The organism is Pelosinus fermentans JBW45 (assembly GCF_000271665.2).
Classification (GTDB): Bacteria; Bacillota; Negativicutes; order DSM-13327; family DSM-13327; genus Pelosinus; species Pelosinus baikalensis.
The window spans coordinates 2,983,861-3,004,996 of record NZ_CP010978.1; the positions used below are offsets into that span (position 1 = coordinate 2,983,861).

The following is a 21,136-nucleotide window of genomic DNA, read 5'->3' on the forward strand; positions in this document are numbered from 1 at the left end:
TCTCCCCCTTTAGCACTTTTTTGTACAAAACTATTGAAACGCTGCAGTGACAATTTTTTCGATCAGTTCTTCCGTTGGTATATAAGGAATCGTCACATGAGCTTTACCTGCATAATCGCGGTTAAATTCAATAATGGTTTCAATTGAATGTTCATTTCTTGCCCATGATCGACGGGCTACACCCCCAATGACATCCCATAACATGGCCGATTGCAAAATTTTATCGACCCGCTCACTACCATCCAACACCATACCAAAGCCGCCATTGATTGATTTACCGATCCCCACACCCCCACCATTATGCAATGCTACCAGGCTCATTCCTCTGGCAGCATTGCCGGCAAAACATTGTACTGCCATATCTGCCATCACATTGCTGCCATCCTTGATATTCGACGTTTCGCGAAAGGGTGAGTCCGTGCCGCTGACATCGTGATGATCACGCCCTAGCATGACCGGACCAATATCACCACGGCGCACCATTTCATTAAAACGTAATGCAATACTCTTACGGCCTTCTGCATCCTGATATAAAATGCGCGCCTGGGTTCCTACAACCAACTCATGTTTTTGGGCATCACGAATCCAAATATAATTATCCCTATCCTGGCCGCGCCGTTCAGGATTAATGCATTGCATCGCCGCTTGGTCAGTTTTATGTAAATCTTCCGGTTTGCCGCTTAAGCAAACCCAGCGAAATGGACCATAGCCGTAATCAAACAATTGTGGTCCCATGATATCTTCCACATAGGAGGGAAAAATAAAGCCATCTTTTTCATCATGTCCGTTTTTAGCAATTTCTGTAACCCCTGCATCATAAATTGCCTTCATAAATGCATTTCCGTAATCAAAGAAATAGGTCCCCTGTTTTACCATTTCTTTGATTAATATGAAATGACGCTGCAAGCTCTTGTTAACCAATTCATGAAATTTGCTGCGATTGTTAGTCAAAAGTGCGGTCCGCTCCTCAAAGGTCAACCCCTGTGGACAATAGCCACCGTCATAGGCCGCATGGCAGGAGGTTTGATCAGACAATAAGTCAATATGTTTATGATTGGCTACTGCATATTCCAGCAAATCTACAATATTGCCATGATAGGCTATGGATAATGCTTTACCCGCAGCCTGATATTCTTCTGCCATCTTGAATACTTCCTCAATATTATCGCTGCATTTTCCAACCCATCCTTGTTCTAAACGTGTCTGAATGCGGGAGATGTCTACCTCAGCAATAATGCCCACTGCACCAGCAATTTCTATTGCTTTTGGCTGCGCACCGCTCATCCCTCCCAATCCAGAGGAAACAAACAACTTCCCATGCAGATCATCATGAGGCGCAACGCCCAATTTAATCCTACCTGCCGTTAATAAGGTGTTAAAAGTTCCATGAACAATGCCTTGTGGACCAATATACATCCAGCCGCCCGCTGTCATCTGTCCATAGTTGGCAACCCCCATCTGTTCGGCAACTTCCCAGTCATCCTGATTATCAAACATCCCCACCATCAGAGCATTGGTGATAATTACCCTGGGTGCTTCAGGTTTTGAGGGGAACAATCCCAGGGGATGACCGGACTCTACAACTAGTGTTTGATCTTGCGTCATAACTTCCAAATATTTTTTAATCAATTGATATTGCATCCAATTCTGACATACACTTCCTGTTTCTCCATAAGTGACCATTTCATAAGGATAAAGAGCAACATCATGATCCAGGTTATTATCAATCATGACTTGAAATGCCTTACCTTCAATGCAGTTACCTTTATATTCATCTAATGGTTTACCGTAAATAGATTCTTTCGGCATATACCGATAACCATAAATCCGTCCATATGTTTTTAGTTCTTCCATAAATTCCCTTGCCAAATGGTTATGCAACTCCTCTGGAATATACCGTAGAGCATTTTTCAATGCAACTTTACTTTGTTCAATACTTAATCGAAAGCCTCTATTCGGTGCCCTGCGCACACCCGTTTTAAATATCGGCGGCTCTGGTAATACATTGTCCAGTTTAATCGTCATGGCACAGGTAATCCCTTTATTATCGATCTTCATCGTCATATCCCCTTCCACAAAAATAGTATTTAACCATCTATAAAATAATTAATCAAATATATTTTATTTATAATAATCTTTATATTCTGATTATAATGCGCCTACTGTCAAAATATCGTCAAAAGAATGCCCAGCATCGTCAAATTATACACCAAATACCTTCACTGTCACCTAGCCACCCCTTTCAGTCGGCAAAGAGTATCTACTACAGCAAAAATGATCACTTTGGCCAAGCTCGCAGTTGCCCTGTCATGATCAAACCGCGGTGATACTTCTGCAATGTCAAATCCAACAACTTTCTGTGTGCGAAGTATATGTTTTAAATACTTCAGCACCATCTCCGGGTGCAGCCCCAAGGGCTGTGGTGCACTGACTCCGGGAGCAAAAGAAGAGGAAAATACATCTGCACAAATCGTTACGTAAAGATTGGGTATCGACTGCATAAAAGAATCAAGCTTTTCCAGGATATGTTCTTCATATTGCATGGAAATATCACCTGCTAATAAATAACCTGCTCCTAATTGTTGGGCCGTCTTGAATAATTCAAGTGTATTGCTGCTGCGCTGGATTCCCAAGCAAAAATAATGGAATCCTTCTCCCCATTTGCAAGCATCATCGGCAATTTGCCGAAACATCGTCCCAGAATTTCCTTCCCTAATAAATGGTCGAAGATCAAAGTGTGCATCAAAATTTAAAATACCCAGATCACATTTACCATCTTTCTGTCGCAGGAAATCCGCTTGTCCCCGGAAATGTCCCAAAGCAGTTTCATGACCGCCTCCCATAACCAGAGGAAACAGTCCGGCTTGACGGAGATTAAGAACTGCTTGTTCTAGCACCATCTGGCTTTTCATTAACTCTCCATCTGCACAGGTAATGTTTCCCGCATCAAACACCAACACCTCTGAAGAAAAAGAACAGGGTAAATTAGCAAGTTCACGTCGTATCCCCTCCGGTCCTGAAGAAGCACCTTGGCGTCCGCTATTCCTCCGTATGCCCTCGTCACAGCAAAATCCCAGCAAAGCAAATCCCAATTTACCTGTGAATTTAAATAATGGCTGCCGTAAATCCAGCGGTTTTATCCATTGGTGCCACCGAAAAGCATCATAATTTTCCCTGCTGTCAATCCGCCCCTGCCATATTGTAAAATCCGCTGTCTCGTATCTATCCTGAAACATACTTATCCTCCTGCTCAGTCTTATCTATTGGTCTACGACTTGTTTTGGCTTAAAATAATCCAGTAATTTTACCATCATTATCAATATCCATCATTTCTGCCGCAGGTTTTTTCGGAAGTCCTGGCATTGTCATAATATCGCCGGTAATCACCACCAAAAAATTCCTGGGCAATTTCCACATCACTTTTCATTACAATCACCTCATCAAAAAATTTAACTTCTTACATAATGGGGCATTTCAGCTGGGATCACCATAGATAATTCCACCAGACCCGCATATTCCCCATTCTGATACCATGGCGTTTGATAAACCAGCTTTTTTACGCCGTTTTTCTCAATGGTATAACTATTGGCAGTTTTGGTTTCGATAATCTCCGTGATTTTTTTACAGGCACGGTCAGAATGAATATCTGCTACATTTTTCCCAACCAAAGTCTTACCACCATATTTTTCAAAAGTTTTAACCGAGGAATCATTCATTTCTATAATTTTGCCAGTTTTATCTGTAACGGTAATTGCAAAAGGCAATTCCTTTACCCATCCTGTAGACATATGCTTTCCCTTCCCCCTCTTAAAGTGGTTCTTCTTATATGAATTCTACAAAAAGCAATGTCTAACTATCGTCAAATAGTAGTGACACATTACATAATGGCACACTGTACAATAAATCTTATTATACAAATAAAAAAAAGGTGGCGAATAGCCACCTTTTTATTTGTGTCATTGGTTTTCTTTAGTTGGATAACTAGCTAATAATTCTACAAGGAAGTGTTAGAATGAAGTTTATAAATAGCAAATTACATAAAGATAAAAACTGAATTGGTTTCTTCAGCTTTTATTCAAGATGAACTTTACCATTAATCACTTTGTTATTTGTATTGAGGTTCTTGCTTTTCAATGTATTTTTGCCTTCCCTTCAATGTATCAATAGCATTGTCAAGGGTTGTTGCTAATTGCTCAAATGTTTGTTTTGCTTGCGGATCCTGAGTTTCCATAGAAAATGTTTTCATGCTGGATGCAGCAGATTGAATAGTTGCAATAGCCTGATTCATTTGAGTACCTACCGTCATTTTTCTCACCCCCTTTTCAGAAATATTTTTATCCTTTTGGTTTACATAGTAAAGCTGACAAAAATCCAAATATAATCGCTGCTGAAATACCTGAACTGGTGATTTTAAAAATACCTGTCAATACCCCAATAATACCAGTCTTTTCTGCCTCTTGAAGAGCGCCTTTTACCAATTGGTTGCCAAAGCTACTGATCGGAACGGATGCTCCAGCTCCAGCAAATTTTACTAAATCATCATATAAACCAAATCCTCCTAAAACAGCTCCAGACACTACCAATGTAACCATTGTATGTGCAGGAGTTAGTTTTAACCCGTCCATGAGGAGCTGTCCAATCACACATATAGCCCCACCAACGATAAACGCCAAAATAAATTTTTCCAAACCTGGTGCCTCCTGTTTTACATTTCTATGGATACTGCATGAGCAACGCACGGTATAGTTTCCTTTTGCTGGTAAGACATAGGGGACAATAAAGCACCTGTGGCTATAACCAGAATTCGATTCAGTTCTCCTTTTCGCATACGATTTAAAAGATGCCCAAAGGTTGTTGTCGCAGCACAGGCACAACCACTGCCTCCTGCAAAAACTGGCTGATTTTCCTTATACATCAAAATACCGCAGTCGGTCAATTTTTCTACAGGGATATCAAGTCCATGCTGTTTAAGCAAATCTCCTGCAATTGGGTGACCTACCCTACCCAAGTCTCCGGTGGCAATCAGGTCATATTGTAATGGGGATATGTTTAAATCCCTAAAGTGGGCTTCAATGGTGTCAACTGCAGCAGGAGCCATAGCTGCCCCCATGTTAAAGGGGTCAGAAAGCCCCATGTCTATTACACGCCCAATAGTAGATGCTACGATGCGCGGTCCTTCACCTTGCCTCGCAATAACTGCAGCACCTGCTCCCGTCACAGTCCACTGTGCAGTAGGTGGCTTTTGCGCGCCATATTCGGTAGGGTAACGGTATTGTTTTTCACTAGCTGCGTTATGGCTAGATGTGCCAACAAGTGCATTCTGTGCGAAGCCACTATCAATAATAAGAGATGCTAAAGAAAGACCTTCCATAGAACTAGAGCATGCTCCATAAATCCCCAAGTAAGGAACAGCAAGGGCACGTGCAGTAAAGCTGCTGGGGATAATCTGGTTAATTAGATCACCGCTGAGAAAAAACTGGATATCCTCTTTCTTAAGTCCTGATTTTTTAATTGCAGTCTCACAAGCCTGTTCCAAAAGTTTTTTTTCTGCTTGTTCATAACTGTCTTGTCCAAGCCATATATCGCCATGAAGCATGTCAAAATCCTTTGCTAGGTTGCCTTGTGCCTCAAAAGGTCCGCCTATAGCCGCAGATCCAATAATTACTGGTTTGGATTGAAAAACCCATGTTTGATGACCTTGCAACATTTACATTCCACCTAACGACTTAATCATTACACTTATAATAGCAACAATAAAAGCAGAAAAGACTCCAAATACAATGACTGGTCCTGCGATTTTAAACATATTGCCTCCAACACCTAATACAAAACCCTCACTTTTATGATCAAGAGAAGCTGATGCGATAGTATTTGCAAATCCTGTAACTGGAACCGAACTTCCCGCACCAGCCCATTGAGCAATATGATCATATACTCCAAAGCTTGTGAGTAACACTGAAATCATAATTAAAACCGCAACGGTAGGATCTCCTGCTGTCTTTTCATCAAAATTGAAATAATTTATGAAAAACCACTGTATTCCCTGACCTATTGTACAAATAATTCCTCCGCCAATAAAAGCTCGTACGCAATTTAATAGTATGGGACGCTGTGGTTCCCTTGCACGAGCAAAGTCTTGGTACTGCTGCTGCACCGGAGTGAGATTCTTTCTTTTAATACTTGACAATACAATCCACCTCTATCGTAATAAATATGGCTTGAGTTTTTCCATAAGTTGTTCTAACTTTTCAGCATGCTCCGAATACATCTTTCGAGCTGCTTCATTTTTTGTCTCCAGTGAAAAGCTCATGAGATCAGCCTGGCTTTTTTCAAAATTTGCATAGAGCATTTCCTTAACTTTAGGCTGCGGTATTTGTATAGAGTCGTCAAACAAATCTAGGTATAAATCCCCAGATGAATCTACTTGTCCGATGAAAACATTATCGATGGATACTCCTATGGTTTCCAATTGAATCTCTAGCCATTCCCTATTAAAGCCTAAAGAAAATAGGGATTCGTTTAGCATATTGCCATCTAGTATAACAGTCTGTGGTTCTGTCAGTGGTGCCAATTTCATTCCTAAATCATAGGAAGATACAGGCTTTTTATGGGATTTCAAAAATACATTTATGTCTCCGGTATCCTCCATTACAGCAAATTCTACATCTGCTAAACTGAAAGCATTTTTGGAGCGAAGTTCTCGCAGCAGTTCCTCTGCTGTTAGTCTTGTTTGTAGGAGATTTTCTTCCATGATCTTCCCATGCTTAATTAACACAGTTTCTTTTCCGCTGACAATGTCATGGACCCACTTGCTTTTTAGAGATAAATAATCCAATGCTATAGGAAATAATACCCAAACACTAAGAGCAATAAATCCAAAGGTAAGATTTGCAATTAAATTTAAGGACATTATTGCAGCAATTACTGCAGCTACAATGTAACTTACAAATCTAAAAGGCGTCATTCGGACAATATTTCTTTTTCCCATTAATCTGATCAAAATCAACATTAAAAAGAATAATGAAACTGAGCTCAGTAATATCTGTATCCATGTTTGCATTTTCAATCTCCTGACTAATTTCCTTTATATTGTGGCTCTTGATATTCCAAAACTTTTATTCTTTCCTCAAGATCGCTGATAATTTGCGCTGTAGCTTCTAACGTTTCATTGTAAACTAATTTGCTTTCTTTATCCCTCGTCTGTAGCGCATATAGTCTTAATGTTCCTTGATTACCTTTTAGAGTGGCTAATGTTTTTTTTATCTGAGAAGCAACTGTCATATCCATTACCTCCATCTTCCCTACTAGTATTACTCTCATTCTAAATATTATTCAGTAAGTTATGATTCGTCCCCAAAAAGAAGTGTTGTTAGAGACAAATCATAGCTATTAATTAAACAGCCAAAGCCCACGGTCTATTACCTTTTGCTGCTATATTCATCCATCATGTCTTCCAAAGATTTCAGTTCAACCGCCATACCCATTTTATAAAAAACTTTTCGGGCCTGCTGATAATATTCTACCGCAGGCAAAGGCAAATCATCTTCAAATACTTCTGCTACTTTTGCGTCATCTTTCATCAACAGTTTTATTTCTGCTTGGGTACGAAAGATTAGTCCATTTTGATATTGATCATTGTATTTTTTCAAGAAGTCCTTCGCCTGCTCAAAATATTTTCTTGCTTCATAAGGACGATGCTGCTTGACAGCAATCAATGCCAGTACACAATTGAGTGTACAATAACCACGCAAACACCAATAGCCTTTTTGATCGCCAAACCCTTCTGCCACCGACAAAGCCTCCGTAAGATATGCAACAGCCTTTGCATAATTTTTGATTTGAAAGGCTGTATAACCAGCATTAATATAAAATAAGGCTACTCCTTCGCTAATATTTTTACGTCCAGCTATTCTAGCAGCTTGCTCATAGTGATGTAAAGCTGCTTGATAATCAGAACTCTCTCGTCTTAAATCACCAATATAATTTTGGACTGCTGCAATGGTAAAAGCATAAAAACGATTGCGAGTTGCCAACTTCTTAAATAGTGCCAATGATTGTCTGTAATAATTCTCTGCTTCTTGATGTTGCCCTTTGAGCGCGCAGGCAATTCCTAAAAATCGCAAAGCTGTCGCTTTTTTATCTGGAAGTTCATCATGTTCCGTCAAATGCAACAACTTGAGGGCAAATTCCTGGATCAAATATGCCCTCCGAGTTTGAATACCGCAATAAATAATTTGCTGATACCCTTTGATTTGATACTCTCTAAGTTTTTGCACTGAAGCTAAGCGCAGCATTTGGTGAATTAGTTTCAATCCCAGCAAGTGTTCTCCCCGCCAGATATGATAGCGACCAGACATTTCCCAGTAAGCAACTTTATGAGCATCCAATCGTTTATCTGCTATTTTGGGATGGACTAATACATCCAGCAATTCCTTTATTTTCTCCAGATATGTGGTGATCTGGCTCCGACTTTCCCGAAAATCAACATATCCCGTTGGGTAATAACGATTCAGTTCCGGAAACATTTCATACTGGGGACAAAAATATTTTTCGGATAATTTAATAGTATAATCCAACATTTTCAACTTTTCATCGGCATTTGTGTAATGGTATAAAATATGTTCATAAACATCTTTACTTTGCATGCCATCTTGCAGCAGCTGCTCTAAATAGGATGCCGCTTGCTTATGAAACATCCGTTGTCTGATTGTTGACATTTGATTATATACGTAATTACGAATCTGCAAATTATAAAACTTATAGGCCGATCCGTCTCTATTTGAATCCAGATCTTCCATCAGAAGTTGTTTTTGTTGTAATTCCTCTAACACTTCCACCAATTCAAATTCATTGATTCTAGAAATAGCCTGCAGCACCTCATAATTCACATTATTAAAGAAAACGGATGCAATCTCTAAAGTTTTTCTGGCATTATCAGAAACATTGCCAGTACGTTCTTTTAATACGCTGTTCAATCGGATTGAGCCGTGGCTAATATCTCTGCCAGCTGCAATTAAATTTAGACATTCAATCAAAAACAGCGCATTGCCGCCTGTATAGTCGTATAGCCTAGACTGCATCTCCTTACTAATACCAGGCAGCCGTAAAACAGACAATTTCATTACGTCTTGCGCACTGAACCGACCAATTTCTAAGTGTTCCAACATATTGCTGCGTTCAAATTCTTCCATGGTTTTGTCAATCTGCTGTAAATACTCCGCATGACAGGTCGCTATACAGATTATATTTTTTCCATGAATGCGTAATACCTGCCACAGCAGCAGCCACCCTTGCTTATCCATCCAATGAATGTCTTCAATCAATAGTATGGTTTTCTTCAAATTAGCAGCTTTACCCAAAACCTCACACATAATTTCTTCAACCGTGGTTGCACTGAATTTATAAGCATCCATCGTTACTTCTTTATGTAACAGTGTTTCACTTATTTTCGTCGTTGGAAAAACATAAGCAATTACCTGTTGCCAAAGGAGTGGCAAATGAACATCGGCTTGCATTAAACAGCTCATTACCTGTAAAAAGATATTGTTCCACGCCTTATACACATATTCAAATTCAGCCTGATAGCATTGGGTACGAAAAATATTACTATGCTTTATTGGAATGCTTGAAAAAAGTTGTTCAATAATTGCCGATTTGCCAACACCTTGATCTCCCTGCAGCAATATCATCTGCTTACTATGGCCCTTTTGATAAAAGTCATCCAGCCATAGGCGCAATTGCAGTAATTCTTTTTCCCTTCCGAAAAATCTCTGATTACTAACTACCCCTTCTTCAATGGCTCTGCTGCTTTTCCGGTCCTTGATCCGCCTATAGAGTTCCTGAGTCTTAGCACTAGGCAGCAAAGACAAATCCTGTGCCATCTTTCTCTCAAGATCTTGATAGATTTCCATTGCTTTATACGAGTCTTCTTTTTCATAGATTTTCATCAATACCCGGTAGGCACTTTCGTTATATGCATCCATTCCAATCAATTGCTTTAAATACTTCTTGGCTGACATATATTCTTTTTGGTTTATTAGCTTTATGATATATTTCGTCAAATAGTTTATACTATCCATCCTAAACTGCTCGCGTTTTTCGGTAACCCATTCGTCAAAACTGGCTGCATCTTTACAATAAAAACCACCTAAAAACTCACCAGGATTTTTTTCTAAAAAATTTACAATATCAGTTACCGTCATTAGCTCCAAATCTGTCTCTGCCACTATTTCTGGGTTTAATGCAATCTTTGCCCGGGATGAAGTAATCAGTAAATCCACGGAAAACATTTTTCTCAATAAATACACTGTATTGCGTAAATTTCGTTTCGCGGCATGATCTCCCATATCCCCCCAGAGCAGTGCTGCCAAATCCTCTCGTGTAGCTTCACCAGTAACCAAAAGATAGTACAACAAGGCTTCCATTTTTGCAAAAGGGAATATCATTTTTTGATCATTCCAATAAACTGCCGGTTTTTCAAATAACACTACATGTAATTTAGCCACCCACTCATCCCCTTTTGAAAAAACTTGCTATAATCAACTATATTATACTGAATTTTCTTGTAATTGCCTACATTATCCTGCAAAGTAAGCAGATATACAAAGTATGTAACATAAAAAGAAGCGGAAAATCAAAAAATGATTTTTCCACTTCTTTTTGTTATCAATAGGTGACTATAGCGTAATTAGAGTTATAACTTCACTGCAAGAGCAAATTATCGATTCAGTACTTCATGTATACTGTAAGTATAATAGGCAGACAGAGCAAACAGAGAAAAATAGGATAACCCCATTTTAAAACGGAAGCTGCTATCTGTATCATAATAGGGATTTTCTCGATCTTTCCATACTTCCCATGCTTTTTTTATGGCCAATATAGAGATCAAAATACCAATTGGATTAAAGAAATATAGGGAGAAAAATACCATTACTGGGATACCAACGATCCAAAGTTTTAGGGATATGGCAGTAACAATCCGTCCACCATCAAGGGGATGGGCCGGAATGAGATTAAAGGCAGTTAATAAAAAACCAAAATATGCTAGTGCAAGCAACAATGCTGAATTAAAGATTTCTCCAAGCAAGAGACAGACAAATGCACCAAGAGCTCCGAAAATTGGACCAGCAATACCAACAATCGCTTCTGTCTTGGCATCCTTCGGTGCTTGTTTCATTTGAATGATGGCACCGATAAAGGGGATAAACATCGGTAGGCTCGTATCAATTCCCAACCGCCTAGAAGCAGTCAGATGTCCCATTTCATGAATAAACAATAACAAAACAATGCCTATGGCGTATTTCCATCCATATAGAAAGGTATACGTGATAATCATTAGCATCATTGACAAACCAGTAGTTAGAAATTTTCCAAATTTAAGAAATATAAAAGTTCCTTTAATGAGCGCCCATATCTTTCCTGCTTTGAAAAGCAGCAATAATCCGCCAAAGCTCGTAAACCAACCCCATTTACTTTTCTTTTTTTCAGGAAGTTCGTTTTCCTCTGAAGGCTCGCTGCTTGCTAAAATGATTTCATTTTCTTTGTTCTTATTTTCTTCCATAATTTAAAAGCCTCCATTTATACGAATCTTTATATCTATGAACAACTACATGCTAAGCAATACTTTGTCATTTACAAATCGGTGTGATTTCATAAAGCTTCTCATCCATCTCCCTTAAGAAAAGCGAGGGTTTTCCGTAATAAAAAAGACTTAAACGATGCAATGTACGTGTGCATATTGTATATAATATATGACGTTCTTCTTCACTGCTAAAGTTAATTGTATCAGCATTAACGACCAACACCGCATCAAATTCTAATCCTTTTGCTAAATACGATGGAATTACAACAATACCTTGATGGAATGAGTCCTCCTCATCAATTACAAGATTCAAATCAATATGTTCTTTAAGCTCTGAAAAAACTTTTTTCGATTGATAGGTATTCTTACAAATAATGCCGATTGAATGCCATCCTTCTTTAAGGATATTCTTAATGGTATAAACGAGAACAGGAGAGTACTCGTGAAGATTTTTAATTTTGGTTACTGTGGGTAAAGCTCCTGAACGATTAATTGATTCTACTTTTGTTTTATCAGAAAGTATCGCCTGACAAAAAGCCTGAATTTGCTTTGTCGATCGGTAACTGCGCGTTAGTCGGAAGGCAATTGATTTTTCATTTCCGATAATTTCACTCATATCGGTAAAGCTTGCTGTATTTAAAAATGGATGCACGGCTTGTGCAGGATCTCCTACTACCGTCCATGTAGAGTTAGGAAAGAGTGTCACAAGAATTTGATATTGCATTCTAGTGTAATCCTGGGCTTCATCAATGATCAAATGTTTAATATCGCGATTTATGGGAAAACCTTGCAGCACACCTTGAAAATAAATAAATCCTGGAGTATCTTCGTATGGCAGCACACCATTATTTAAGTAAGAAAGGGTTTGTCTTTGAATTGCCTGCCATTCTTTAGGAAAATCAGTTTTATTTGACGACCTGGCAAGCAGCCAGCCCCCTTTAAATAGTCTTCGATATTCTGCTAGCGGACTCAATTTCGTCAATCTGTCAATTTTCTCGTATAAGGAACCAAACTCTTCTCGGGCCGCAATTCTTGCCAGAGCTTTAATGGTATTCTCGTCAACTTCTTCAGCGCGATTTACAATTTCGGCTTCCTTTTCCTTACGAACAGCATGAAACATTGGGCGCATTCTGCTTTCGATCACCGCTCTTATCTTTTCTAATCGAATCTTCACTGGCATATCGGAAAGATTCCCAAGAAAATAATGTTTCCACTCCTCTTTTCGAAAGACCAATTGCCCGCGAAACTCAATATCTGGATACTCATCCACTAAGCTTGTTTGTACCCATTCTAGATATTCCCGTAGGATATTCTCAAAATTATGAGATGATTTAAAACGTATATTTTCTGCGCGCAGGATCTGTTGGTGGTCGCTCCCATTTGACAATACCGTTTCCAGATGAAACGTACGGGTTTCAAGTTTTATGGGAAGCTGGTTTATTGCCTCGAAGACACAATCGTGAAATGTTTTTTGCAGCACATTTTCTTCTCCCATTTCCGGTAAAACATTGGAAATATAGTCGCTAAATAAATGGTTCGGTGAGAGAATCAGAACATTTTTCTCATTAATACTCTTTCTATCACGATAAAGTAAAAATGCGATACGGTGCAAGGCTACAGAAGTTTTACCACTGCCTGCTGGCCCCTCTACAAAAAGTGCTCTATGATTTGCATCACGAATAATTTGATTTTGCTCACGTTGAATGCTGTTAACAATGGTATGCATTTTATCATCAACACTTTTACCTAGTATTTCTTGCAGAACTTCATCATCTATTTTTAAATCAGCATTAAACATATACTGCATACAACCGTTTGCTATTTTAAATTGACGTTTTAGTATGATCTTTCCCTTGATGCTTCCTTCGGAACAATCATAAGCCGCTTCACCTAACCCATAATCATAAAACATACTCGAAATAGGTGCCCGCCAATCATAAATGAGGAATTCTCCTGTTTCTTCATCCATTAACGTAGAAAGACCAATATATACTTCTTCTTCCTGGGGTTCAATCCCAGTATCCTCTTCGATAAAATCAATACGTCCAAAGTAAGGTGAGTTTAGCATTTTTCTTAATTTAAGAGGTGTGCTATGGGTTAAGGATGAAAGTGCCCGCTGACGATTTGCGGTTTCTACCAATTGCGCTTCATCACTGCCGCATTTTTCCCAATAATTTAATAGCGTTTCTTTGAGTTCAGATTGTTTTACTACGCAATTTTCTTCACTTATTGCTAGTTGTTTTTTTATTTCTTCAAGAGTTTCCTCTAGTTTTATTGCTTCTTTTTGTCTTTCTTGATCGTCCATGTCGACCTCCATCTATAGAAAAGATTCATATGAACTGAGGTGCCATCAATCGGCTGCCTGCGAAGATCATATCTAGGATTGTATCATAATCCATTTACTCTGGCTATTGTGCCTCAATTTTAAGAATTCTAAAATACAAACCTCCTACAAAAAATTCCTTTCGAATTGGTGCAGGAGGTCCCCTTAATAAATATGTTTGTTAACCATGATTATTTTTCCTGGCTTCTTTGATTTGTTTACTTCTTAACTGCCCACAAGCAGCATCAATATCGGTTCCATGCTCGAGACGCTTGCTGCAATGAATACCATTCTTTTTCAGTATATCGTAAAACGTCCGCATGGCTTCTAGCTCGCTTCTTTGGTATTGACTATGCTCGTCTACTGGATTATAAGGGATTAAGTTTACATTGACACTTTTCTTTCTATCACCAATCAACTCAGCAAGTTCAAGAGCATGCTGACTACTATCATTCATATCCTTTAGGAGAATGTATTCTAACGTAATCCTTCTATTGGTTTTTGACAGATAGTAATCAACAGCCTGCATTATTTTCTCTATAGAAAAAACACGGTTTATTTTCATGATCTGCGATCGAAGTTCATTATTTGGCGCATGTAGAGAAATTGCTAAGTTAACCTGCAAATTCGTATCGGCAAATTCAACAATTCGATCTGCAAGTCCGCTGGTTGATACGGTGATCCGCCTTGCAGCAATGGCTAGGCCGTTATGCTCTTTGATAATTAATAAAAAATCGATTAGATTTACAAAATTATCAAGTGGTTCGCCAATTCCCATCACTACAACATGACTGACTCTTTCTTCTTGATTCTCTTGCTCTAAATACTGTTCGACTTTCATAATTTGTTCCACAATTTCGCCACTGGTCAAATCGCGTTTTTTCTTTAATAAGCCACTTGCACAAAAACCACACCCAATATTACAGCCAACTTGTGTTGTAACACAAACCGACAAACCAAATTTATTTCTCATTAGAACGGTTTCAATTAAATTGCCATCAAACAGCTGAAATAAAAATTTGACCGTTCCATCTGCAGCTTCTTGCCTACAGTGTTCTTTTAGTGTTTCGATGACAAAGTGATCTGCTAATAATTGAACACACTCTTTATTGACATCAGTCATTTCGGAGAAATGCATTACTCTTTTCCGATAAATCCACTGCCATACTTGCACTGCACGAGATTTTTTATGTCCACGTTCTATAAGCCATGTTTCTAGTTGATTTAATGTCAATCCATAAAAGGATGCTTTGTCCATTCGTTGTCCTCTTTTCAAACTAATAAAAATCTCTTTTATTATCATTAGGTATTTGGAGCCTACCAATCTGTTTCTTATTATCCCAAATTTTTATTATTAAAACAAGAGGAGTCAAAATACGCGCTATTGCCGATAGCGCGTATAAAGTCCCAAAATATCAAAAACATACTAAATCACCTGTGACCATCCCCTCTAGGCCACCAAAAACCACCACCAATGATTACAACCTTTTCACCATCAGCGTATTTTAAATGTTCGCCATCTTGTCGAAGAGTAAACTCATACCTGGCAGGATGCCATCCATCTTTCCCAATAAAAATTTGTTCCGAATCAATGGATTCTCCATCTAACGATAAACTAAATTTCACATAGCTCCCATAAGAAAGCTGAAAATCAAGTCCCTCTTCGTCTTTGGCAGTCGTAAAATTATATATGATTTTATTCTGGCTTTTATTAACTTCAAAATAGTCTTCATTTCCACCCTGATATTTTCCTAAAACATTCTCAAATCTCCCATCCGTACGAACCGTTCCACTGAAAGTATGAGGGATTCCAGTAGACGTGATTCTCAGGTGTAACCCTTCTTTATCCTGCCATAAAAAATATCCCATGCTTTTACCTGGATCAAAAGCAATCGGTCTTTCCTCAAGATTAGGAGAGTAAGACGCAAATACATAGCTGTTCAAACAAAATGCAGCCAGAAAAGCAAGAACTAGAAGCCTCCATCTTTTCATTTCATCCTCCTGATATCAAAATTCTACGCATCATTCGTTTTAAAAATATCTCCTACAGCCCAATATTCTCCATATTTCATTGTTCCCCTTCTAAGTTTATAACTAAATGACACTCACAATTATAAATTTCTACCTTTTCTTAAAATTAGAGAATATTTCAAACTCGAATAGGGAAAAATGTCACAGGATGTAAAATTTAAGGAGGTATTTTTTATGAACTATGGAATGAAACGTTCACTACAAGCACAAAAAATGGGTGAAATGGGAAGGGGACACATGCTGGTAGAAGCTCATCAAATGGTGCATGTTGGCGAAGCTATAACAACAATGGTCAACTGCATGAATACATTTCGTATGTACCGTCCTCAAGTTAGAGAACCCCAAATGACGTCTATGATGGACAGGCAGTTGGAGCATATGATGAGCATGTGTAATAATATCCTCAAATATATGCAAACCAAAGAAATTAACCAAATCATGCCCGATCGCATCATGAGCTGGCAATCCAGTATCAATCAAATGCATCAACCAATCAACATGAATGCCAGCCGATTAGATGAGCGTGATATGGTATGTTGTATGGCAAGTTCGCTTAAAGCATGTGTTATGTCTTTGAGCGTTGCAACCATGTCTTGCTCTGATGATACTATGCGGAAGATGGTCATGAATTGTTGTACCTCATGTATGAATATGGTTTATGATATGTTAATGCATATGCATCAAAGAGCGATGCACCACTTATCAACTATGCAAGCCAACACGATGCATTCCGCCATGCATGTTTATCAACCCCTGTCAGAAATGCAATATCAATAAAAATGGTATGAAACTGCTTTTAATGCAGCTTCAAATAAAGATCAAGGACTGCATTTTCGCGCAACCCTTGATCTTTATGTTTTTTGTTACGTTCTAGATAACTTCACTTTTAATTTTAAGCTTTTCCATTTTATAGTACAAACTACGAATCGCAATTCCTAATTGGAGTGCAGTCTGTGTTCTATTTCCCTCGTTCTTTTTTAAACAATCTTCAATAATATTACGTTCTACTGCCTCCAGCATTTGGGTTAAACTACTGTGAGGAAAATGCGTATCCACGATATGAGCAACCTTTATTTCTCGAAAAAATGGTGGAAGATGTCTACTTAAGATTGTCGTCTCAGAAAATTGCATGTTTATCAATGCTCGGCCAAGAACATTTTCCAGCTCTCTTACGTTGCCCGGCCACAAGTATTCACGAAATACGGCAATCGCTTCAGGGGAAACTGCGGTTACATTCCTTCCGTATTCTTGATTGAGCTTTTCTAATATATGCACAATTAACTGTGGTAAATCTGCCATTCTGTGACGCAATGGCGGAATGACAATGGGGAAGACATTTAGTCTATAGTACAAGTCTTCGCGAAAGGAACCTTTTTTCACTGCAACATCCAAATTTTGATTTGTAGCAGCAATTACCCGCACATCAATACTCCTGGATTTTACCCCACCGACCTTCGTGAACTCACGCTCTTGTAAAACTCTTAAGAGCTTTGCTTGAACCATCAAAGGGATCTCACCGATCTCATCTAGAAAAATAGTCCCGCCGTTTGCTTCTTCAAATAATCCCTTCTTCCCGCCTCGTAAAGCACCGCTGAAGGCCCCTGCTTCGTAGCCGAAAAGCTCACTCTCAAATAAAGTCTCCGGCAACGCTGCACAATTAACCCGAACAAAGGGCTTATTATTTCGATGGCTGGCAAAATGTATGCTATGAGCAAATACCTCTTTCCCAGTTCCACTTTCTCCGGATAACAGTATTGTCGCTGGTGTTGTTGCAGCGTGACGCGATTGCTCTACGGCAAGGGACATGGCTGCATCCGTTGCCACTATAGTTTCAAACGTATAACGTGACTGAGATCGGTTCACCAGCATTCGTGTACGGGCTAGCTCCTTACTAAGTCGCTTAATTTCGGAAACATCATGAACGACCCCCACACTGCCACGCAATTTACCTTTAATAATAATCGGCGAGACACTTGCTAAAACCTCTCGATTGCCTGGTCCCACCTTTAAGGGAATTCCACGTACCGCATCCAAAGTCTTCACCACCTGCAAGTGCATACTCTCTCCCTCTCGGATATCAACAGTAGACAACTTGCCGACTACTTCCTCCTTGGGCATTCCAATGACTTGAGTATAAGCCTGATTCACCATAATAATCTTTCCCTCTTGATCCGCCACTGAAATGGCATCCTGGGTAACATCTATAATCGTTTCTAAAAATTTCTGCATTTCATTTCTGGAGGTAAGTTCTTCCATTAACTGCTCTACTTCGGTAAATTCTCGAAATACTGCAGCCACGCCCACAATTTGATCCTTTTCATCCCGCAGTGGAACGCGATTCGTGACAATGTATGTTTCACCGATCATTTGCTTTTGATTAAGCTCAGCAATTCCTGTCTCCAATACACAATCGAGACGGCTGCCGGTAATAACGTCTCTTGCAAGCTGTCCGTATGCATCTTGCACAGGTATGCCCAGTATCCTCTCTGCTGCTATGTTAATAAGAATAATGACACCCATTTCATTGGCGACAATCATTCCATCACTTGTTGAATTAAAAAGATCTCTCATTTGACGGCTGCCAAAGTCCCATGCAGTTTGAAAGGCACTTTTATCTATACACTTCATATTTTCTCCCCCGCACAAATATAGTACCAGAAATGAGATACATAACAATAACCCTACTATAGCGCATATTTCCATATTAACTTATAAATTCCTGTTTCATTTGTAAATTAATATAAACAAGTACGCAATTTTATGCATTGTAATATGCAAAAAATTGCGTACTTGTTTAGTCACATCTTCTTTATATCTGCAAGTATCCTTTCCCTTTATTAACCAGTTATATGTTTGACCCCTGCTAATATTGCCAGCTCGTTCGATGCAATAATGCCAGGTTTTTTCGCAAAAATTTTCTTGAATGCTTCCATAATTCGTGAAGTATCCACTATATAACCAAGAGCTGCATTGAGTGCTCCTAAAGCAACCATATTCGCCATTCTTGCATCTCCCAAGGAATTAGCAATTTCATTAGCAGGAACGTTGTAGGTTTTAATATCATCCCGTTTACTTTGGCGATCAATTAAAGAACTATTTAATACCAAGATTCCACCAGAAGACAAAGAAGACTCAAACTTTTCAAATGAAGGTAAATTCATCGCCACCACTGCTGTAGCTTCCGTGACAATCGGGCTACCGATTGGTTCTTGGGAAATAATAACCGAACAGTTTGCTGTACCCCCCCGCATTTCTGGACCATAAGAAGGAATCCAGGAGACATGCGCCCCCTCCAACATTCCAGCGTAGGTTAACAATTGCCCCATAACCATAACACCTTGCCCGCCAAACCCTGCTAGAATCATCTCGTGAGTCATGTTACTCTCCTCCTGCATCTTTAAATACGCCCAAAGGATATTGAGGTATCATATTTGTTTCCAACCATTTGACCGCTTCAAGAGGCGTCATACCCCAATTGGTAGGACAGGTAGATAACACTTCTACCAAGCAGAAACCTTCCCCACTGTTTTGCAGCTGAAATGCTTTTTTGATGGCAGCTTTTGCTTTTGCCATATTCGATGGATTATTAACGGCAACCCGGGCAATGAACCGAGCGCCTTGTATCGTGGACAGCATCTCGGATATACATAAAGGAGTCCCGGCCTGATTCACATTGCGCCCGTAAGGTGAAGTCGTCGTTACTTGATCTACTAATGTGGTAGGGGCCATCTGCCCTCCAGTCATCCCATAAATAGCATTGTTTATAAAAATAGTCGTAATTCTTTCTCCCCTGGCAGCAGCATGCACCACTTCAGCACATCCAATCGAAGCAAGATCACCATCACCTTGGTAGGTAAATACGGTGGAATCTGGACATACTCTCTTTACGCCTGTTGCAACCGCAGGCGCACGCCCGTGAGAAGCTTGAACTATGTCAAAATTAAAATATTCATAAGCCAAGACCGAACATCCTACAGGAGCAATGCCAATTGTTTGCTTCCGGACTCCCAATTCATCAATAACTTCAGCAATGATTCGATGAACAATACCATGCTGGCATCCAGGGCAATAATGAAAAGGAGCATCAGTTAAAGATTCTGATCTTGCATAAAGTTTAGAGTTCATTTCACTGCCTCCTTTTCTCTCACGATGAGGTTGATTTGATTATATATTTCTCTGGAACTCGGCATCATACCACCCATACGACCATAAAAATGGACTGGTTTAATTTGTCTTGTGGCAAGGCGTACATCTTCTATCATTTGTCCGGCACTAAGCTCTGTCACTAAGAAGGCCCTTGTCTGTTTGGCCAATGTTAATAATCGTTCACTAGGAAATGGCCATAGACTTATCGGTCGAAAGAGTCCCACTTTAAGTCCATCTCGTTTAGCCATTTCAATAGCCGATCTAGCGATCCTGGAGGTAATGCCATAAGACACTACGATTAATTCCGCATCTTCTACGCTAAATTCTTCCCAGCGGCATTCTTGTTTTATTATCCTTTGGTATTTATTCTGAAGATGGATATTATGTGCTTCTAGTTGCTCTGGCTTAAGATATAACGAGTTAATGATGTTGGGCTTTGTTCGTTTTCCCAGCCCATTAGCGGCCCAAGATTTTTCCTGTGGAACAAAAGGTCTTTCTTCAAGGTTCACTGGTTCCATCATCTGTCCAAGAGCACCATCACCAAGCAGCATTACCGGATTGCGATATGTATCCGCTAAATCAAAGGAGAGCATTGTTAAATCTGCCATTTCTTGCACAGAGTTGGGAGCCAGAACAATATTTCGATAATCACCGTGCCCTCCACCTTTCGTAGCCTGAAAGTAATCTGCCTGAGACGGTTGAATACTGCCAAGTCCAGGGCCCCCCCGCATAATATTAACAATCACACAAGGAAGCTCTGCTCCGGCGCAGTATGAAATACCTTCTGCTTTCAAGCTTATTCCTGGGCTAGATGACGAGGTCATGACACGCGCTCCTGCGCCAGCAGCACCATATACCATATTAATGGCCGCAATTTCACTTTCTGCTTGCAAGAATACTCCCTCAATCTGGGGCATTCTCTTTGCCATATATTCCATTAACTCGGTTTGTGGCGTGATCGGATATCCAAAATAGTATCTGCAGCCAGCAACAATAGCGGCTTCGCCGATAGCCTCATTCCCTTTCATTAGTCTTGTTTCAGACATATTCACCAC

At 39.5% G+C, this 21,136-nt stretch carries 19 protein-coding genes and 1 pseudogene; 1 reads left to right on the top strand and 19 read right to left on the bottom strand.

Annotated elements, in window-relative coordinates; genetic code table 11:
• Nucleotides 1-30: 30 nt before the first annotated feature.
• From JBW_RS13180 to JBW_RS13245, 15 genes and pseudogenes are all read right to left on the bottom strand, one after another.
• Nucleotides 31-2,058, bottom strand: a complete 2,028-nt coding sequence (locus JBW_RS13180; protein ID WP_235333777.1) for a urocanate hydratase — start codon at nucleotides 2,056-2,058, stop codon at nucleotides 31-33.
• A 167-nt stretch (nucleotides 2,059-2,225) separates the two neighbouring features.
• On the bottom strand, nucleotides 2,226-3,236 hold the full coding sequence (hutG, locus tag JBW_RS13185; RefSeq protein ID WP_007955295.1) for a formimidoylglutamase: 1,011 nt from the start codon (nucleotides 3,234-3,236) through the stop codon (nucleotides 2,226-2,228).
• Between the two features lie 49 nt (nucleotides 3,237-3,285).
• Nucleotides 3,286-3,396 (bottom strand): annotated as a pseudogene (locus JBW_RS25750) (formate--tetrahydrofolate ligase); the annotation flags it as partial.
• A gap of 53 nt (nucleotides 3,397-3,449) precedes the next feature.
• Entirely contained in the window at nucleotides 3,450-3,788 is a 339-nt protein-coding gene (locus JBW_RS13190) for a PAS domain-containing protein (protein WP_007955303.1), read from the bottom strand.
• Between the two features lie 317 nt (nucleotides 3,789-4,105).
• Complete coding sequence (locus JBW_RS13195; RefSeq protein WP_007955304.1) at nucleotides 4,106-4,306, bottom strand: DUF1657 domain-containing protein; 201 nt, start codon at nucleotides 4,304-4,306, stop codon at nucleotides 4,106-4,108.
• Nucleotides 4,307-4,334: 28 nt separating this feature from the next.
• On the bottom strand, nucleotides 4,335-4,688 hold the full coding sequence (gene spoVAE, locus JBW_RS13200) for a stage V sporulation protein AE (RefSeq protein WP_007935233.1): 354 nt from the start codon (nucleotides 4,686-4,688) through the stop codon (nucleotides 4,335-4,337).
• Nucleotides 4,689-4,705: 17 nt separating this feature from the next.
• Nucleotides 4,706-5,707 (bottom strand): stage V sporulation protein AD, encoded by a 1,002-nt coding sequence (spoVAD, locus tag JBW_RS13205; protein ID WP_007955305.1) that lies wholly within the window; start codon nucleotides 5,705-5,707, stop codon nucleotides 4,706-4,708.
• Nucleotides 5,708-6,187 carry a stage V sporulation protein AC gene (gene spoVAC, locus JBW_RS13210; RefSeq protein WP_007955306.1) on the bottom strand — a complete coding sequence of 160 codons (480 nt, stop codon included), beginning with the start codon at nucleotides 6,185-6,187 and terminating at the stop codon, nucleotides 5,708-5,710.
• Between the two features lie 12 nt (nucleotides 6,188-6,199).
• Nucleotides 6,200-7,060 (bottom strand): DUF421 domain-containing protein, encoded by an 861-nt coding sequence (locus tag JBW_RS13215; RefSeq protein WP_007955307.1) that lies wholly within the window; start codon nucleotides 7,058-7,060, stop codon nucleotides 6,200-6,202.
• Between the two features lie 14 nt (nucleotides 7,061-7,074).
• Nucleotides 7,075-7,281 (bottom strand): DUF1657 domain-containing protein, encoded by a 207-nt coding sequence (locus tag JBW_RS13220; RefSeq protein WP_007935243.1) that lies wholly within the window; start codon nucleotides 7,279-7,281, stop codon nucleotides 7,075-7,077.
• Between the two features lie 137 nt (nucleotides 7,282-7,418).
• On the bottom strand, nucleotides 7,419-10,505 hold the full coding sequence (locus tag JBW_RS13225) for a tetratricopeptide repeat protein (RefSeq protein ID WP_007955309.1): 3,087 nt from the start codon (nucleotides 10,503-10,505) through the stop codon (nucleotides 7,419-7,421).
• A 212-nt stretch (nucleotides 10,506-10,717) separates the two neighbouring features.
• Nucleotides 10,718-11,560 carry a site-2 protease family protein gene (locus tag JBW_RS13230; protein ID WP_007955311.1) on the bottom strand — a complete coding sequence of 281 codons (843 nt, stop codon included), beginning with the start codon at nucleotides 11,558-11,560 and terminating at the stop codon, nucleotides 10,718-10,720.
• Nucleotides 11,561-11,627: 67 nt separating this feature from the next.
• Nucleotides 11,628-13,886 carry a HelD family protein gene (locus JBW_RS13235; RefSeq protein WP_007955313.1) on the bottom strand — a complete coding sequence of 753 codons (2,259 nt, stop codon included), beginning with the start codon at nucleotides 13,884-13,886 and terminating at the stop codon, nucleotides 11,628-11,630.
• A 199-nt stretch (nucleotides 13,887-14,085) separates the two neighbouring features.
• Nucleotides 14,086-15,162: a 23S rRNA (adenine(2503)-C(2))-methyltransferase RlmN gene (gene rlmN / locus JBW_RS13240; protein WP_007955314.1), complete on the bottom strand. Its 1,077-nt coding sequence runs from the start codon at nucleotides 15,160-15,162 to the stop codon at nucleotides 14,086-14,088.
• Between the two features lie 173 nt (nucleotides 15,163-15,335).
• Entirely contained in the window at nucleotides 15,336-15,896 is a 561-nt protein-coding gene (locus JBW_RS13245) for a hypothetical protein (protein WP_007955315.1), read from the bottom strand.
• Nucleotides 15,897-16,109: 213 nt separating this feature from the next.
• Between JBW_RS13245 and JBW_RS13250 the strand changes: the two genes are divergently transcribed.
• A complete protein-coding gene (locus JBW_RS13250; protein ID WP_007955316.1) occupies nucleotides 16,110-16,712 on the top strand; it encodes a spore coat protein in 603 nt (200 codons plus the stop codon).
• Nucleotides 16,713-16,805: 93 nt separating this feature from the next.
• Here JBW_RS13250 and JBW_RS13255 read toward each other — a convergent pair whose 3' ends face one another.
• From JBW_RS13255 to JBW_RS13270, 4 genes are all read right to left on the bottom strand, one after another.
• On the bottom strand, nucleotides 16,806-18,563 hold the full coding sequence (locus tag JBW_RS13255; protein ID WP_007955317.1) for a sigma-54 interaction domain-containing protein: 1,758 nt from the start codon (nucleotides 18,561-18,563) through the stop codon (nucleotides 16,806-16,808).
• 209 nt (nucleotides 18,564-18,772) lie between these two features.
• Entirely contained in the window at nucleotides 18,773-19,312 is a 540-nt protein-coding gene (locus tag JBW_RS13260; RefSeq protein WP_007955318.1) for a 2-oxoacid:acceptor oxidoreductase family protein, read from the bottom strand.
• A gap of 1 nt (nucleotide 19,313) precedes the next feature.
• The gene (locus JBW_RS13265) at nucleotides 19,314-20,060 is read right to left on the bottom strand and encodes a thiamine pyrophosphate-dependent enzyme (protein WP_007955325.1); all 747 of its coding nucleotides are present in this window, start codon (nucleotides 20,058-20,060) and stop codon (nucleotides 19,314-19,316) included.
• Nucleotides 20,057-21,127, bottom strand: a complete 1,071-nt coding sequence (locus JBW_RS13270; protein WP_007955327.1) for a 3-methyl-2-oxobutanoate dehydrogenase subunit VorB — start codon at nucleotides 21,125-21,127, stop codon at nucleotides 20,057-20,059. The genes JBW_RS13265 and JBW_RS13270 overlap by 4 nt, the downstream gene beginning before the upstream one ends.
• Nucleotides 21,128-21,136: the final 9 nt, after the last annotated feature.